Below are 15,684 nucleotides of genomic sequence, written 5' to 3'. Positions count from 1 at the left end.
TTCGCAAACCGAATGCGATCAGCGAAAATTCTGTTGACCGCTCGGTGCCATACTCCTGGTAGCACCAACGGCAAAACCAAGGAGCACCCATGGGCGACAAAGGCAAACGCACCCTGAGCAGCGCCACTGTGTCGCTCATCGTGTTGGTGGCGGTCACGTTCTTCACCGCCCTGTACATGAAGGGCCTCAACAGCGGCATCCCGCTCTATTACGACAGCATCGGCTATTCGGCCACCATTGGCGGCACCTTCGTGGCGGTCTTCACTTTGGCAAGCACGGTCATGCGTCTGGTGGGCGGTCAGGTGACCGATCATTTTCCTCACTACAAGGTGCTGCTGGGCAGCCTAGCCGGCTTGGGGCTCGGCGTGGCCATTCCCGCGCTGTGGGACAACTTCTACGTGGTCATGGGCGCCCGCGTGCTGCAGGGCGCCAGCTTCGCCCTGGCCACCAACGTCATGACCGTGGCCGTCATGGGCTCGGCCTCGAAGAAGCATCTGGGACGGCGCGTGGGCATCAAAGGCGCCGGCACGTCACTGGGCACCATGTTGGGCGCCCTCGTGGCCACCTGGCTTTTGGATAGCGCCGGCTATCAGGGGTTCTATCTGTTCTACGCCGGCTTGATGGTAGTGGCCATCGCCGCCGTGGTTATTCTGCACCGCAGTGAGAAGGCCCGGGCGAAGCGGCTGGGAACGGCAGACGAGGCCGGCCGCAAGAGCGTGGCCGGCGCCGAGGACGAAGGCGCGCGCAAAGCGGCATCCGCCAAGCATGGCGACGCGACCAGCACCGCCGCAGCGCAAACGGCAAGTGCGGCCGCCCTCTCCCGCACCAGCAGCTCCGCAAAGCCCTCGTTCAAGCAGCGAGTGCATGCATTCATCGCCCCTTACCTGTTCCCGCAAGTGGCTCCCTACCTGGCTATTTCCTTTGCGCGACGCGTGCCCAAGGGGCTGTGCATCTCCTTCGTGCTGGTGTTCGCCAAGCACGCCGGCATTGCCATGGGCGCCGCCTTCTTCATTGCCGCCGGCGCCACGACGCTTATCTGCCGTCTGTGCGGAGGGAAGCTCTTCGACAGCAATAAAACCTGGCTTTTGTGGCCGCTGCTTTCCGTGCAGATTATCGGGTTCGCCATCTTGGCGATCGCCCCCTCCTTCGCCACCTTGCTGGTAGCCGCCGTGGGCTACGGCATCTCGGTGGGCACGTCCTCGCCTTTCGTGAAAACCCTTACTGCGAAGGCCACGCCAAAGAAGCACTGGGGCGTGGTGAACGGCGAGGTGTATTTCTTCGGGGACATGGGCAAGGCCACCGGCGCTTTCGTGGGCGGTCTCATCATCGACGCCACCGCCAAAACCCTCCTCCCCGAAATTGCCCTCGGCTTCGCACTGTTCACCAGCGCCGTGACGGGCATTGCTCTCCTTGTCGGCCATCACCTACAAGCCAAGAAAACCGCGTAGGTCACCTTCGACGGTAAGCCGAGCGGCTGCGTAGGCCGCTTGCAGCTGCCGGCCAAACGTGCCGCGGGCCGCGTTCGGTATAATTGCCCTATTGCCACCCACCCCTGGCCGCCCCGCTGAAAGGACACCCATGGCGAAGAGGGTCCTGTTCGCGCTTTTCACCATTGCCTTTGGCGCCTTCGCGGGAGCCTTTGCCTGGGGTTTCTTCTTCCTTATGAACACCGGCATAGCCCTCCTCTGGGAAGCAGCGCCCAACGCGCTGGCGGCCCAGGGGCTGCCAGCGGTTTTCTACCCCCTTGTCTTCTGCACCGTTGGCGGCGTGGTCATCGGGCTTTTCGCGAAAAAGTTCGGGCCTTACCCAGCCGACATGAACACTGTGATGGCCTCGGTGAAGCAGACGGGCCGTTATGAGTACGACCATATGGGCGCCTCGTTTTTCGGAGCCTTGCTGCCGCTGCTGTTTGGCGGCTCCATTGGACCGGAGGCGGGCATGACCGGCGTCATTGCGGGCCTGTGCACCTGGGTGGGCGATCGTCTGCGCTTCGTCGGTGCCGAAATGCGCGAGCTGGCTGAGGCCAGCTGCGCCGCAGTGATTGCCGCCATTTTCGCAACGCCGTTGTTTGGCCTGATGGTACCCGCCGTCGGTGCCGCCGACGACTCGGACGGCCCGCGCCGCATCAGCGAGGTGCGTCTGGACGTGGCCAAGCCGCTGAAGATTGCCGTGTACGTCCTGGCCGTAGCGGGCGCCCTGGGCGCCATGGCCCTGCTGGGGCACTGGTTCGGCGCCAGCGGCGGCCTGCCGCGCTTTTCCGAGATTGCCTTCGGCGCCTCCGAGCTTGCCTGGGCGCTTCCGCTCATGGCCGTCGGCACGGCGGCCGGCTGGCTCTACTTCCCCGCCGGCGCCGCCGCCCGCGCCCTGGCCACGCGCCTGGGAGACCGTCCTGTAGCGAAGGCGGTTATGGCCGGAGCGCTTCTTGGCGCCGTGGGCACGGCGCTGCCCTTCGCCCTGTTTGCTGGAGAGGCCCAAACCGAGCAGCTGGCGCTTATCTGGACCACTGTCAGCGCCGGCATGCTGCTGGCCACGGGCTTTGCCAAGGTCATCGTCACGCAGTTCTGCCTCAACCTGGGGTGGCGCGGCGGCCACTTCTTCCCGCTTATCTTCGCAGGCATTGCCCTTGGCTACGGTCTGGCCACCCTGACGGGCATTGACCCCGTCTTCGCCCTCTGCGCAGTCACAGGCGCGCTCATGGGCGCGGTGATGCGACAGCCCCTTATGACGGCCGTCCTGCTTTTCCTGGTGTTTCCCCTGGCTGGAGCCCCCGTGCTGCTGGTGGCCGCCGCCCTGGGCTCGCTTGTGCCCGTACCGCACCGCTGGCTGGGGAAGTAGCGGCCTTCGTTATCGCTGGGAAACAGGATGCCCGGCCGCCCCGGCGGCTGTCCCCGCTCCCCCTATACTGAAACGCGACACCCCCGAGCGGAAGGACGCGTCATGGACAACGAGCGCTTGAGCACCCAGCTGGTACGGGACGACCGCGTAGTGCGGGAAAACCGCACGGTGCAAGAGAACCGCGTGGTGCGCGAAGATCGGGAACTGACCGTGTGGGAGCCCGTCGAGCGCCCCCTGAAGGAGAAGGCCATCATCGCCGGCATCTTGGCCGCCATCGCCCTGGTATCCCTGATTTTCCTGGCGAATCTTGCCTCTTCCCCCGAAACCTATCAAGGCATTTACACCACCCTGGACGAGAAGAAGCTGAACGTCATGGGCCTGGCAACGACCACCACAGCCGCCTCGGCCGCCATCTCGGCGCTGCCCAACGACACCGGCACCCCCATCGCCGACAAACTGGTGGACTTCAGCTCCTACCTCATGATCATCCTTGCCGTCATTTACCTGGAGAAATTCCTGCTCACCACCTTGGGATTCCTCTCCTTCGGCATTCTCATTCCCGTGGCCTGCGTGCTGTTCGCCGTAGCAGTTTTCCAGCGGCAGGGCACGCTGGTGAAGATCAACCTGCAAAAACTGGGCACCAAGCTGACCGCCTTCGGGCTGGCTTTGTTCCTAGTGGTACCCGTAAGTGTGTGGCTGACGAACAACATCGATGCCACCTACGAGGAATCGCTGGCCGCCTCCAACGCCGCTGCCCAAGAGGCCACCGAGCAGCTGCAGGAAAATACTCAGCAGGAACCCCAGGAAGACCCAGGGCTGCTGGGAGGCATTGCCAACGCCGTGCAGGACGGCATCGACAATCTGACCCAAGGGGCCCAGCAGGCCCTGGACAGCCTGGGCAATCAGCTCAACACCATGATCGACACCATGGCGGTCATGATTGTCACCTCCTGCCTGGTGCCCTTGCTGGTGCTCATCTTGTTCCTGCAGCTGGTGAAGATCATCACCGGGCTGGACTTCGGCGGCGCCACGGCCGTCATGGGCATGGCGCGCACCAAGGGCCGCGCCGTCGCCTCCTCCCTGCGCCGCTCGGGTCAGCGGTAGGGAGAGCTCGCTCACACCGTAAGCCGGCAGCGCGGCCCCTTGCGCTCGATGCGCCAATGGAGGCCCTCGAGGGAATCCTGCAGCGACTCGTCATGGGTTACCAGCAGAAATGCCCCGGGAAACTCCTCCAGCAACGCCCCAAGCGCATCGATGGAGCCCATGTCCAGGTGATTAGTCGGCTCGTCGAGGACCAGCAAGTTCGGGTCCTCGACCAGTTGTTCGGCCAAGAGCAGCTTCTTGAGCTCTCCCGGGCTGATGTCAGCGCCATCGACCAGGCGCTCAGGGTCGGAGTTCAGGCCGCCTACAATAGCCAACACGCGCCCCCGCTCGGCGGGGGCAAGCTGTGCCAGCTTGGCCAGCGCTTCCGTGCGGACAGCGTCGCTTACCTCCTGGGGTACATAGGCTGTCTTCACGCCCTCATGACAACGCGAGAGCAACTGGCGCACCAGCAGGCTTTTACCGTTCCCGTTATCGCCGGTAAGCACCACATGATCGGTGGGACCGATCCACAACTCCGGCACGTCGAGCGCGAAGTCGCCCGCGGACAACGCTCCCGCCTCCTGGTGGATCAGCGTCTTCGCGGATGCCGCTTCGCCATAGGATCGGAACCGACCGGCGTAGCGCTTCTCTACGGTTGCGGCCTGCAGAGCCTCGTCGGCCTTCGCAACACGACCGGCCATGGACGCCGAGAGCTTCGTGGCCACGCCGTCCTTGCCGGACACAATGGCACGTCCGAGCCGCTCACGCCCATCGCTGTCGTGCTTGTCCAGCTTGCGGGCGCTGCGTTTTGCCTGGGCGCGATCGGCCTCCACGCGACGCCGCGCCGCCTCCGCCTCCAAACGCCGCTTCTCACGCTTAGCTTTCTCCCGTTCGCGCAAGGCCGTGCTACGCTCCTGCCCCGCCTGCCCCGCTGCCTGGCTATAGGTGCCAGGGCGCAGCGTGAAGCGGCCACCGGCAAACAGGAGGCACTGCGAGACCAGGGCGTCCAGCAGCGATCGATCATGGGAGATGAGCAGCCCGATGCCCGAAAAGGACGCCAACGCCTCGGTCACCTGACGTCGGGTCGTCGCATCCAGATCGTTGGTGGGCTCGTCCATGACCAGGACATCCGGCCGGCGCCACAGCGCACAGCCTATCTGGATGCGCTTCTGCTGGCCGCCGGAAAGCGTATCGTAGCGCCAGAGCCATTCGTCTTCGATGCCCAGCACGCGCCGCACCTCTTGCGCCTCGCGCCCCCAATCGGCAGCGAAATCCTCGAGCTCGTCAGGCGCTACCGAAGAGTCCTGCTGGCAGTACACCGAGAAAAGCTTCGGCGCCACCGCGCCCCCATCGGGGCGCACCAAGCCGCAGGCCAGCCGTGCGAGCGTGGTTTTGCCGCAGCCGTTGTCTCCCACAATGCCGGTCCAGCCCTGCGGGAACGTGGCCGTCACCGGCCCTACGGCGGGGTTCGATGCGCCGGGATAGGTATAGGTGATGTTGGTAAGATTCAGTTGCATGGCAGTCCTCCTTCGCAGGAGGCCGCGCGGGCACGGGCAAAGGTAGAGTTCACCGTTAACGGCAGCGGGAAAAGCGCCCTTCGCAGGCATACGAGGAAGCTTGTCCATCAGGACGAGAGCGGTACCATCGGCGAACCAGAGAACGCAGCAATGCAGCACCCAGCGCGACCAGGGATGATCGGTCAGAATGAGGGTGCCCTTCAGGGCATTGCTACATCTTCAACGCACTGCACCTTTCTCGAGGCGTCGCTTGCCAAAGGCTCCGCCGAAACATTGCAAGGGCATTGTACCTCAAATGAGGCACGGGGCAAATCTCGTGATTTCGGCTATACGGCTTCAAATTTTGCCGTGTCGTTTATAGCATCCACCCCATAGAGACGCACCTCGCCACCTTCGTCCTCGTGGGCAAAGCCGATGAAGTCCCAGCCGCACTTCTCGTAAAAGCGATCGTGGTCGGTGATGAGGTAGAGCCGCGACCGCCCCAGACGCCCCGCCTCAGCGCGCGCCGCATCCAGCAGGCGTCGCGCCAGATGGCAGCCGCGATAGGACTCCTCCACGTAGAGCGCGCAGAGGTTCGGCGCCAAATCAGGCCGATCGTGAAAGTCGTTCTCAATGATGCCGCAACCCGCTATCACCGGCGCGCCCGGCACCCCGCCGTCGCGCACCACAAACCATTGCGGCACGGTATTAGGGTTCCGCACGCTTTCCGCCATGCTCTCTGCATAGGACTCTTCCGGCACCTCCCATTTACTGGCAAACCAGGCCGCTGCCTGGGGTATCAGCTCGGGGTACTCGGCGATGCGCTCGATAGGGTCCACTTCGCCGCAAGCCTTCAAGCGCATGTGCAGGATGGGGAACGGATCGCCCATGCCGTCAGTCTCGGAGCGGCCGATCACCTGGAAACCCTCATGCTCATAGAAACCGCGTGCTTGGGCGTTCTGCTCGTTGACGTCGAGCCGCGTTGCGCCGTGTTCCTCGACGGCAACGCGAAGGAGACGCGATCCCACCCCCTGGCCGCGCGCGTCCGGATGGATGAATAGCATTTCCACTTCGTCACCCGTAATGCCGCAGAAGCCAACAGGAGACCCTTGGCCATCGCGCGCCACAAGCATGGTTTCCGCGCCGCAAAGCGCATCGGGCACGTAGGCGGCAATGCGCTGAATATCGGCCTCGGTCAGGAAATCATGGGTCGCCCGCACCGAGGCCTCCCACAGGACAAGCAGCGCCGCCGCCTCTTCGGGAAGGTCCCGCAGCGGCACATTCAAACGTTCAATTTGATATACAGATTGCATTCCAGCCCTTTCCTTCGCCGACCCTCTGTCGAAGGCGGCAACGTAGCGCTTTACTCGGCACTTGCGCTACGCCCCATTAACAACCTCTGCCACAACCAGCATCCCCGCGGCACAACTCTAAACAAGATTACGCTTGTCGAGCGCCTCCACAGGATCGACGTTGCGAATGAGCGCAGGGTTCTCGAACAACGCCGTGCAGATAAGCCGCTCTCGGTCCAGGTTGTTTTCAGCGCGCCCCAGCACGTTCTCGTAGAACGCCACAAGGAACGATTCCTCAGGGAAAATTCCCGCGTCAGCGTTGCGGTACATGGCGCGCACTAGCGCATCGCGATAGTAACGGGCGTGCTTCTCGAACGGCTCGTTGGCCACCGTGAAGCCCAGCTGGTTCAGATAAAGCTCCGAGAGCACCGCCACCGCGCACGTGTTTCCTTCAGCAAAAGGATGCACCTGCCAGATAAACGCAATGAAGTGGCAGAACTCCGCTAGCTCGTCTCCCTCGAGGGCGCGGTAGGATTTCGCTTGCTCGGCCGCGAAGGCACCGCGGAGGGCCATATCGTAAGCAAGGGGATCGGCGTACAGCACGCTGTCGCCGTTGAGAATATCCTCCTGCTTCACCATGCGCTCGGTCTTGAACCGACCCGGCTGGTAGACAGCTGGATCAAGGTCTTGAAACAAATAGCGGTGAATTTCCTGCAGCATCTCGGGCGCAAGAGCAAAAGGCGCACTTGCCAGCAACTCGGCAATGCGCTGGGCTACCAAGTCGGCCTCACGCGATGCGCCGTCGCCGTCTTTGGCGCTGGGCGAGACAGCCTGGGGGCCCGATTTCGCTCCCGCTCCTGCCCCATGATAGGCACGCACCAGCTCGCCGGTTGCAGCCAGGTCACGCTTCCCCGCCACGTACTCCCTCGCCACTTTGCGCAGATAGGGAGAAACCTCCAGGCCGTCCACCTGCTGCAACCCGATGGCCACGGCCCAATAATGGCGACGCGCGGCCTCGGATGAGTGTTCGCACGCCGGTTCGTAGTCGAATATGTCCAGCTTCTCGGCGGTCATAGGGGGTATTGTACCGCACACGTCAGCACTCGTTTACGCCAACCCAGAGCACAAACGAACACCAGCAACAAGTTAATGCCCTTGGATTGCCCCACGCACAACCGCACGCACATCTTCGCGATATTCTGGCTTAATCAGATAGTACACGTACGACTCGAGCACGACCTCGAAGGGAATGCCCCGACCCACAATCTTGTAATTCTCAATGCCCGTCTCGCGCCATAGGGCCATCACCTCGTCATCGGTAAAGAACACCGGGTCCCCAGGCTCATGGCGCATGAAGACTTTGAGCTTATCAGCATAGCAATCGTAGGGAGTGAGAGCTCCGTTTACCTGATCAGCGCTGTTATGGAGGTAATGTTCGCGCCGGCGAGGGCAGCCGTGAGAGCAATACTCGTTAACCATAACCTCCGCTTTCGACACATCTTCAATGCCCCCGATAAAAGCGCGATCCTTGTGGAAGTTGTAGTTCAGCACCACCTGGTCGTAACGCTTCGCCATTCGATTGAACTCTTCGGCAGTATCGATCTCGCGCGTAGTAGAGAGCACGCAAGGAAGCCCATAGTTCTTGCTCACATATTCGCCAACGAAGTCAGCGTATACGATGGCCTCAGCGCCATAGCGCTGCGCCAGAGCGAGCATTTCGTTAGCATAAGGATCCTCCAAGTCCTCCTCTCGAACTAGCATGTTCGTGAACGTGAGCCGTAACTTCACGCCCAAGTCGGCAAACGCACGAAAAACCGCTTCCATGTCCTCTGACGAATAGGGCTCACGGACAAAAGCGCGCCCTCCGTTCAGTACGCAGTTCGGGAAGCATCCATAGACGCTGTCAATGACGACATGATCTGCCAGAAGTACAGGATTTTGTCGGGCGATCTGAGCAATGAGCAGGTTCAGATGAAAGCTATCAGCGAAATCGGGCAGCGAGAATCGTATTTTACTTGCAGTCATATTTTACCTCGCCATCGTCGCAGAGGTTTCCGCCGCTGATGCTCGGAACCCTTTTACCGCTTCGCTCGCAGGCTGCCCTCTTGCTTCTTGCCCTAGCCCAGGGTGCCAAAGATATCGCCTCTCCGGGACAGTGCTCCGCGCACAAACCGCAGCGCGTACACTCCGAGAGCGCTTTCCCATGGGGATCGAGAGCCTCCGGGCATACGTGCGTGCACACCTGGCAATCAATGCCTTTACTTCTCAGGCACTTTTCTGTTGCCACGCGCGGCTTGCCGAGAGGAGCCTTAGCGCCCACAAGCGACATCAGAGCCCCTAGGGGGCACAGCACATGGCACCATTTCCGAAACACCACAAGCTCCAGAACCAGCACAAGAGGAAACACAAGCAGCATCCAAGTAGGGTTGTGATCGACGAAGGCAATCCAAAGTGCCACCAAAGTCCCGAATACTAAGCCAATAGGACAGACCAGGCAAAAAATCGGAAACCCGAACACAGCCGACGAGGCCACGGCCCCCGCAAGCACAAAATGGCGGGAGTCGATCTGCACACCGTCACGAGCACCTCCCACCGGTTTGAGGGGACGCGACGAGCCACGACAGGAAGCTGCAAGCCATTGCTTCTCTTCCGCGCTAAGGGGCGCCATGGCCGCAATGGGAGATGCGTCGTTCGCAAATTCAACCGACTCAGGCAATGCGGAGTCGCGAGGAGCATCTCGCGACTCGGAGTCCGCCGAGCCCCCTCGTTTTTCCTTGGGATGAAAAAAGCGGGAAAGGGGAGGTACTGGACATATCCATGAACAAAAGAGACGACCCACCAGCGCTATTACAAGCACCATGCACGCCAACATCAGCAATACCGGGGGAGCCATGAGCTTCTCTGCTGCCAGCGTCTCCAAAGCGCCCAAGGGGCAGAAAGCCGCTACGGCCCCTACCCCTGCCGCGCACAGCGACCCCAGGCCGGGTATGAGAGCGAACCCCAGTATCACTATCAGGAGCACACCCAGACAGACTATGCAGCGCGCTCGTGAAATCTTCTTCCTTGGAGTATGGCGAGGTGTCGTCATCTCAATCCCTCTTCTGAACTCGCTGCCACCGTGCGCACTTCCAATGCTCTTTCGTGACCTGTAAAAGAACCTGCTACATTTACATGACACGCGTCGACGCATCGGCCGCAGCCATTGCAGCGCTCCGCCACCACCGAAGGGCGATCGAGTTCATCGAACTCAAGTGCGTCGTAAGGGCACGCCTCCTTGCACTTCTCGCAGACATTGACATAAGCGAGACATATCGTCGCATCGAGCACAGCGATGCCCAACGCCTGATCTGCAGGGTCAAACCGAGGTGCCAGCGCCTGCGTGGGGCATACCTCCTGACAGAGGCCGCAGAAGTCGCAGAACCCTCGATGAAAATCGAGCTTCGGCGTACGAGCCCCCCGCACGCTCTCCTCCACCGAAACGGGTACGATAATAGATTGAGGACAAACAGTTCGGCAGCGGTCGCACTTCATGCACAATGCCGAAAGTCGACCCTCATCCTGACCGCCCGGAGGACGCAGGAAGTCCTCTTCGGAGGCGAAGGCGACGCCCACCCCTCCTAAGACAAAACATCCGGCCAGCGCCCCTGCGCCGATGCACCAGTCGCGGCGCGTTATATTCACGCCCATTTTGCCGCTCCTTGCTACTCGGTATCGCCCTGGCTGCCTTGCCCCCCGTCGAGCACAGCCGCGCACTCTCCAAGAAGTTCCTCGTCGATACGAACGAAGGCCTTAGTCACCAGCGCTACCCCCCGATAGAAGCGCGTTCTTCCGGACTTGACCACGGCAGCGCACAGATCCCCGATCCAATTAGCGAGATGCTCGGTGCGGAAATTCTGCTGCACCTCCACGCAGCGCCGCGCCTCGGCAACATCGTCAGCCTTCAGCGCGTCGACGCTCTTGGCCGCCATATGGGCCATGAACTCGCACTCGAAGGACAGATGATCCTCTGGCACGTGGAGCGACTCGTCGGGCAGAACGCCTTCTTTAAGCATGACGCGATATACGGCCTGACGCGCCGGCCCCATCAGCAGGCGTTCCTCGCTGGTGTAAACGCTTTCGTAGGGCACACCGCGCTCCTCGTCTTTTGTGGAGCCGGCAGCGAGAAAAATATGGGCGTAGTCAACCGCCAAATCCTCTCGCAGCCCCGAGTGCGGATGACGCAACGCTCGTTCCATCTCCTGCGCACCTTGAGCCAGCTCGGGATCCAGGTCGGCGAAGACGCGATAGTCTTGTTCAGAGAGACTCCGTATCTGATCCATGGAGAGCTCAGTGAAGTAGAGGGAGCCCAACATGCGATAGACCTGAGCACGCAGATTGTTGATCTGCTCAAATTCTTGTAGAGCGACGGACTGGTCCATCGTCTGCCTCCTTAATCTCAAACAGAGCCGCGCCGAGGTGCCACGACTTTTCCCGATGCGCCCAAAACAGCGCACGGCCGACAATCGGACGAGCGCCATGACGGAACGAAGCGGGACGCTGTCGGGAGGGGTAAGCAAGCACCCCGCTTCGCCGTCTTTCGGGAAATGCTAGAAGAACATCATCGAGCTTCCACCCACCGTCCACATGAATGCGCGGAACAGGAGAGCAGCTATGGCGGTCGCCACCACGAAAGCCCAGGCAAATCCACCGACCGATTTGACGCGCCCGAGGATTGCCAGAGCAAGGGCCGCCACTTCGCAGATAAGCGCAACCACCATCGTGACGCTGCCCAATGCAGACCCTCCGACAATCATGGCATAGGCGAACACGCAAACCAAAGCCAACACTGCGGCAACCAGTCCGCATACCGCCGCCTGAGACGCGCCGTTTTCGGCATCAGGGGCAAGAAGCGCCCACCAGAGACCAGCACCCGTCGCCAGAGCTGTGGTGAGATAGCCCACCGGCAGCATGATCGTTGCCCATGCCTCCTGCGCCTCCATAATGTAAGAATGACCGGCCATAAACGAGAGCGCCAGACCGACAATGCCTCCCAGCACGCCAAGCACCTTCGCGGCTGCCTCCAGCTGCCGGCGAGCGCATATCAGGTACACAATGAAACATGCAGCAGCAATACCCACCAACACTGCCTCAATGAAGATACCGCTTGTAGGATGAGCCAGAGCGTTGAGCATGCGATCGGGATGGGCCAGGTGCGTCACGGAGGCCAAGCCACCCACTACCACCAAAACCAACGAGATGAGACCTGCAGCAAAGGTGTCTTTCTTCGACCAATGCACCAGCTCATTGAAACCGATAAACGCAAACAGACAGCCACCAGCACCAGTAAGCCAGGTGAAAAGAACGAGGGACCATTGAATACTCACGACATCACCTACCATTCCTGTTTACTGAGATTGGTGTCATGCCAGTTATCTGCCTCGGGATACCAATCGCCGTTACGCGCAGAAAGAAGATACACCGCTGTAGGCTTATTACCCTTGTCGGCCATCTTGTGGACGGCATCTGGCTTAGCGGCAATAGCTTTCGAAGCGTCGGAGTTCGGATCATCCAGATCGCCGTAGAATCGGCAACCGGAGGCACAGATCGAGACGCAGAACGGCAGCTCTCCCACACTAGTACGCTGAGGGCATAACGTGCATTTCTCCACCACTTTCTCCGCCTTGTTCCACGAACGCACGCCGTAGGGGCAGGCCATCATGCAGTACTTGCAGCCGATGCACTTCTCCTTGTCCACGAGCACGATGTCCGTGTCGGGATCGCGGTAGGAAGCACCCGTGGGGCACACGTGCACGCAGGGGGCGTCTTCGCACTGCTGGCACTGGATCGGTAGGTAGTACTGGGACAGATTGGGATACTCGCCATAAGGTCCGCAGGTCAGCACGCGGTTCCAGCGCTCTCCCAAAGGCAGATCGTTCTCGATTTTGCACCCAATCTCGCATCCCTTGCAATTCAGGCAGTAATCCAAATCTACAACTAGGCAATAATGGCTCATCGCACGTAGCCTCCTCCCGTATTCTCGCTCGGCTGCGGCATCCAGGGCTCGAAGTCCTCGGGGTCGTACCAGACGCCTTCAGGTTTTTCAGCCTTCGTAATTTCCACGCCGATGCCGCGATAGGTCATGGAGCCAACTAAGGGGTTGTAGGGACCCTTGCGACGCGTTAGGACGTTAATGTTACTAGTCGTCCAGCTCTTACGCGCGTCTTTCCCGTCCTCCAGGAACTCGGGGTTCCAGAAGCGCTCCATGTACACACAGTTACGTGCCAGGCCGTCGGTCACCCATGCAACGCCGTAGATACCGTCGCCGATGAGATCTGGATACTCTTCGCAGCGCTGCGACTTGATATTGACCCAGTCACCCGTTTCGATGCCGCGCTCCGCAGCTGCTTCCGGATCGATCCATACTTCGGGCGCCGGATACACCTCACGCAAGAACGGGGCATTGCGCAAGGTGCCGTGATGGAAGTACGGATGACGACCCTGGGAAAGGAACAGCGGATACTTCGCTGCAATATCCGGATCGTCGCTGTCAAGCGGCTCACGATAGGTCGGTAACGGCGTGTAGTCTTCCGAGGCCGGCGGCATATCGCCCCACGGATCGTTTCCTTTGCGTCCAATCCACACGAACACATCGGCGAACAGGTTTTGTTTGCGGGGTAGCTCCTCGATGTCACGGAAGTCGAGGGGCGAGCCGTCGTTGTCCTTCTGGAAGCCGTAATACAGGCCGTCCTCATCCACCGTTTCGTTCTTGTAGTAGTTCTTCTTGTTGGAATCCCACGCCTCTTGCTCGGTGCACTCGCCCCAGAAGCCCAGTTCTGCCGTTTCCTCCCAAGAGAGCTTTCTGCCCGTTTGATTGTCGGTCCAGGAAATATCATCAAGATGTTGGTCAAGCTGCTCGATAGTGTAGTATTCGTCGTCATCGTAAATGAGATGGTAAGCACGCTCATCCTGGTACTTGTCAGCCAGCTTCTTCCACATCGTGCCGTAAATGAAGCGATAGTCGACGTGCTCGAACAGGCGCGTGCATGCGATGGCATAGCCGTGCATGTTGACATGCTCTTTCGACACGTTGTAGGACTGCTCGAGCCACTCGCAGGTGGGCACGATGATATCGGCCATCTCAAAGGTAAACGCCGTGGGATACATATAGCAGTGCATGCAGAAATCCAGATTCTTGGCACCCTCGATCCAGCCTGCAGCACCACCGGTCATGGCCAGTTTGTTGCCGGAGACCTCCATCCAAATCTTTACCGGATACGGGTCGCCTGTCGCCATCGCATCGCTCACCTCGCCGTTGAGGCACTGACCCCAATAGCCGAGGCCCTTATGCTCGACGTAGCCGATGCGTTCATGGGCCGCCTGAGCATCGTAATAAATGAAGGGTTCGGGTAAACCGTCCTCTGCCAAGGGGCGAGGATTGCCCTGGGCATCGAACTCATAGCGATGGGGATTTCCGTCCAAATCGACGTTGGGATTGAAGCGACCGCGCTGCCAGTTGCCCATCTTCGAATAGCAGCCCTTTTCCTGACCGAAGGTGTAACGGGCCTTCTCGCTATCGTACTGTGGGTTCTTAGAGCACGCCGAGCCGGGCTTCCAAGATGAACCCACCAAAATGTTGAGGATGGCGATGGCCATCGACGCTTCGGCCGAATTGTAATACTGATCGAGCGTTACACCGCCGCCCAGAGAGCGGCCCTCGCCAGCATTGCCGAACAGCTCCAGCGCCTCCAGGATTTTATCCTGCGGGGAATGGCATACTTCAGCCGCTCGTTCCGGCGTGAATTCCTCGACGAATTCACGCAAGGCCGTAAAAGCCGTTTTACAGTTAACGGTCGTTCCGTCCTTGAGCTTGACGTCATAGTATCCCTCAAGAGCCGGGTTGTAATCGGCCTCATTCTCGGGGCTCAACGGGAAAGTACGCGTTACCTTCTGGGTCTTCTCGTCGAAATACACATAGGTCTCGCCGTTGGGCGTTTCCACACCCTCCACGTCGCTGGCGCGCAGCAAGGTGAGATTATTGTCGTTGGGATTCACCAAAAACGGGCCGTTCGACCAACGCAAGACGAAATCCTTGTCGTACTTATCGTTGTCGATCAGCCATTTGATCCAAGTGTTCATCATGAACACGTCGGTACCGGCACGCACAGGAAGCCACACGTCAGCGCGAGCAGCATCGGCGGAAAAGCGCGGGTCGACCACAATGACCTTGCTTCCCAGATCGTGCATACGGATAAAATAGCGGCCAAGCTGGGTCGGGCAATGCGATGCCGGGCCAGAGCCCCAAATAACGCCGCAGGGGCACGGGTTGTTGGGGTTGCACATTTCGGTGCCCTGATAGTCGCCAATGCCGGCAGCACGGAAGGGGCCGAGCATCGATTGCTGCACAAACGTACGCGGCATACTGCACTGGGCCGCGCCCGGCTCGAAGGAATTGCCGCCGCCCCAGTAGTACATCAAGCCCAAAGCCTCGGCGAACTTCGGCACGCCGCCACCACCGCATGTGGTGAGCAGACCGTTACGTCCCGTCTTTTCTGCCATGTCGTGCATGGCGTCAGCAGCCATTTCCATAGCTTCGTCCCAGGAGATGCGCTCCCAGGTGTTATCCACTCCACGCTCTCCCACGCGTTTCATGGGATACTTAGTTCGATTCGGATGGTACAAGGCCTGAACGGCGCTCAAGCCTTTTGCGCACATGGAGCCGCGCGTAGCCAAGTCCTCATCGCAGCCGCGCAGGCGTTCAACGACGCCGTTGCGAATAGTCGCGATAACCGCGCAGCCGCGGGGGCACGAATAGCAACTGGTGCGTTGCTCGCGCACCTCATCCTCTTCGGCATAGGCCTTGTCGGTGGGCACCACATTATGCGCCGCCACGCCCACCGTAGTCGCAGCTCCCGCAAGAGCTGCAAGCTTCGTAAAGCTGCGGCGCGTCATAGTGGCTAGTGCCATGTCTCCTCCTTCTCATTACAATTCGTTATTACCGT

13 protein-coding genes are annotated in these 15,684 nt (G+C 60.4%); 3 read left to right on the top strand and 10 right to left on the bottom strand.

Annotated features, from left to right (window positions below):
• Positions 1–89 precede the first annotated feature (89 nt).
• From PZH32_RS04005 to PZH32_RS03995, 3 genes are all read left to right on the top strand, one after another.
• Positions 90–1,448 (top strand): MFS transporter, encoded by a 1,359-nt coding sequence (locus tag PZH32_RS04005; protein ID WP_275206355.1) that lies wholly within the window; start codon positions 90–92, stop codon positions 1,446–1,448.
• 130 nt (positions 1,449–1,578) lie between these two features.
• The gene (locus tag PZH32_RS04000) at positions 1,579–2,835 is read left to right on the top strand and encodes a chloride channel protein (RefSeq protein WP_275206354.1); all 1,257 of its coding nucleotides are present in this window, start codon (positions 1,579–1,581) and stop codon (positions 2,833–2,835) included.
• A 102-nt stretch (positions 2,836–2,937) separates the two neighbouring features.
• Positions 2,938–3,939 (top strand): hypothetical protein, encoded by a 1,002-nt coding sequence (locus PZH32_RS03995; protein ID WP_275206352.1) that lies wholly within the window; start codon positions 2,938–2,940, stop codon positions 3,937–3,939.
• 11 nt (positions 3,940–3,950) lie between these two features.
• Here the strand turns inward: PZH32_RS03995 and PZH32_RS03990 are convergent, their stop codons facing one another.
• The 10 genes from PZH32_RS03990 to PZH32_RS03950 all read right to left on the bottom strand — a co-directional run bounded on the left by PZH32_RS03990 (position 3,951) and on the right by PZH32_RS03950 (position 15,649).
• Positions 3,951–5,435, bottom strand: a complete 1,485-nt coding sequence (locus PZH32_RS03990) for an ATP-binding cassette domain-containing protein (RefSeq protein ID WP_275206351.1) — start codon at positions 5,433–5,435, stop codon at positions 3,951–3,953.
• 326 nt (positions 5,436–5,761) lie between these two features.
• Entirely contained in the window at positions 5,762–6,727 is a 966-nt protein-coding gene (locus PZH32_RS03985) for a GNAT family N-acetyltransferase (RefSeq protein WP_275206350.1), read from the bottom strand.
• 117 nt (positions 6,728–6,844) lie between these two features.
• The gene (locus PZH32_RS03980) at positions 6,845–7,801 is read right to left on the bottom strand and encodes a Fic family protein (RefSeq protein ID WP_275206349.1); all 957 of its coding nucleotides are present in this window, start codon (positions 7,799–7,801) and stop codon (positions 6,845–6,847) included.
• 51 nt (positions 7,802–7,852) lie between these two features.
• Positions 7,853–8,731: a hypothetical protein gene (locus PZH32_RS03975; RefSeq protein WP_275206347.1), complete on the bottom strand. Its 879-nt coding sequence runs from the start codon at positions 8,729–8,731 to the stop codon at positions 7,853–7,855.
• Positions 8,718–9,599, bottom strand: coding sequence for a 4Fe-4S binding protein (locus tag PZH32_RS14230; protein ID WP_428994012.1), 882 nt, complete (start codon positions 9,597–9,599; stop codon positions 8,718–8,720). The genes PZH32_RS03975 and PZH32_RS14230 overlap by 14 nt, the downstream gene beginning before the upstream one ends.
• Positions 9,600–9,790: 191 nt before the next feature.
• Positions 9,791–10,393 (bottom strand): 4Fe-4S dicluster domain-containing protein, encoded by a 603-nt coding sequence (locus PZH32_RS03970; protein ID WP_275206346.1) that lies wholly within the window; start codon positions 10,391–10,393, stop codon positions 9,791–9,793.
• Positions 10,394–10,407: 14 nt separating this feature from the next.
• Positions 10,408–11,124: a TorD/DmsD family molecular chaperone gene (locus PZH32_RS03965; RefSeq protein ID WP_275206345.1), complete on the bottom strand. Its 717-nt coding sequence runs from the start codon at positions 11,122–11,124 to the stop codon at positions 10,408–10,410.
• A 168-nt stretch (positions 11,125–11,292) separates the two neighbouring features.
• A complete protein-coding gene (locus PZH32_RS03960; RefSeq protein WP_275206344.1) occupies positions 11,293–12,069 on the bottom strand; it encodes a DmsC/YnfH family molybdoenzyme membrane anchor subunit in 777 nt (258 codons plus the stop codon).
• Between the two features lie 8 nt (positions 12,070–12,077).
• Positions 12,078–12,698, bottom strand: a complete 621-nt coding sequence (locus PZH32_RS03955) for a 4Fe-4S dicluster domain-containing protein (RefSeq protein WP_275206342.1) — start codon at positions 12,696–12,698, stop codon at positions 12,078–12,080.
• On the bottom strand, positions 12,695–15,649 hold the full coding sequence (locus PZH32_RS03950; RefSeq protein ID WP_275206341.1) for a molybdopterin-containing oxidoreductase family protein: 2,955 nt from the start codon (positions 15,647–15,649) through the stop codon (positions 12,695–12,697). Before PZH32_RS03950 ends, PZH32_RS03955 begins: the two co-directional genes overlap by 4 nt.
• Positions 15,650–15,684 lie beyond the last annotated feature (35 nt).

The organism is Adlercreutzia equolifaciens (assembly GCF_029076695.1).
Taxonomy (GTDB): domain Bacteria; phylum Actinomycetota; class Coriobacteriia; order Coriobacteriales; family Eggerthellaceae; genus Adlercreutzia; species Adlercreutzia equolifaciens_A.
This window is presented reverse-complemented; position numbering and strand designations above follow the sequence as displayed.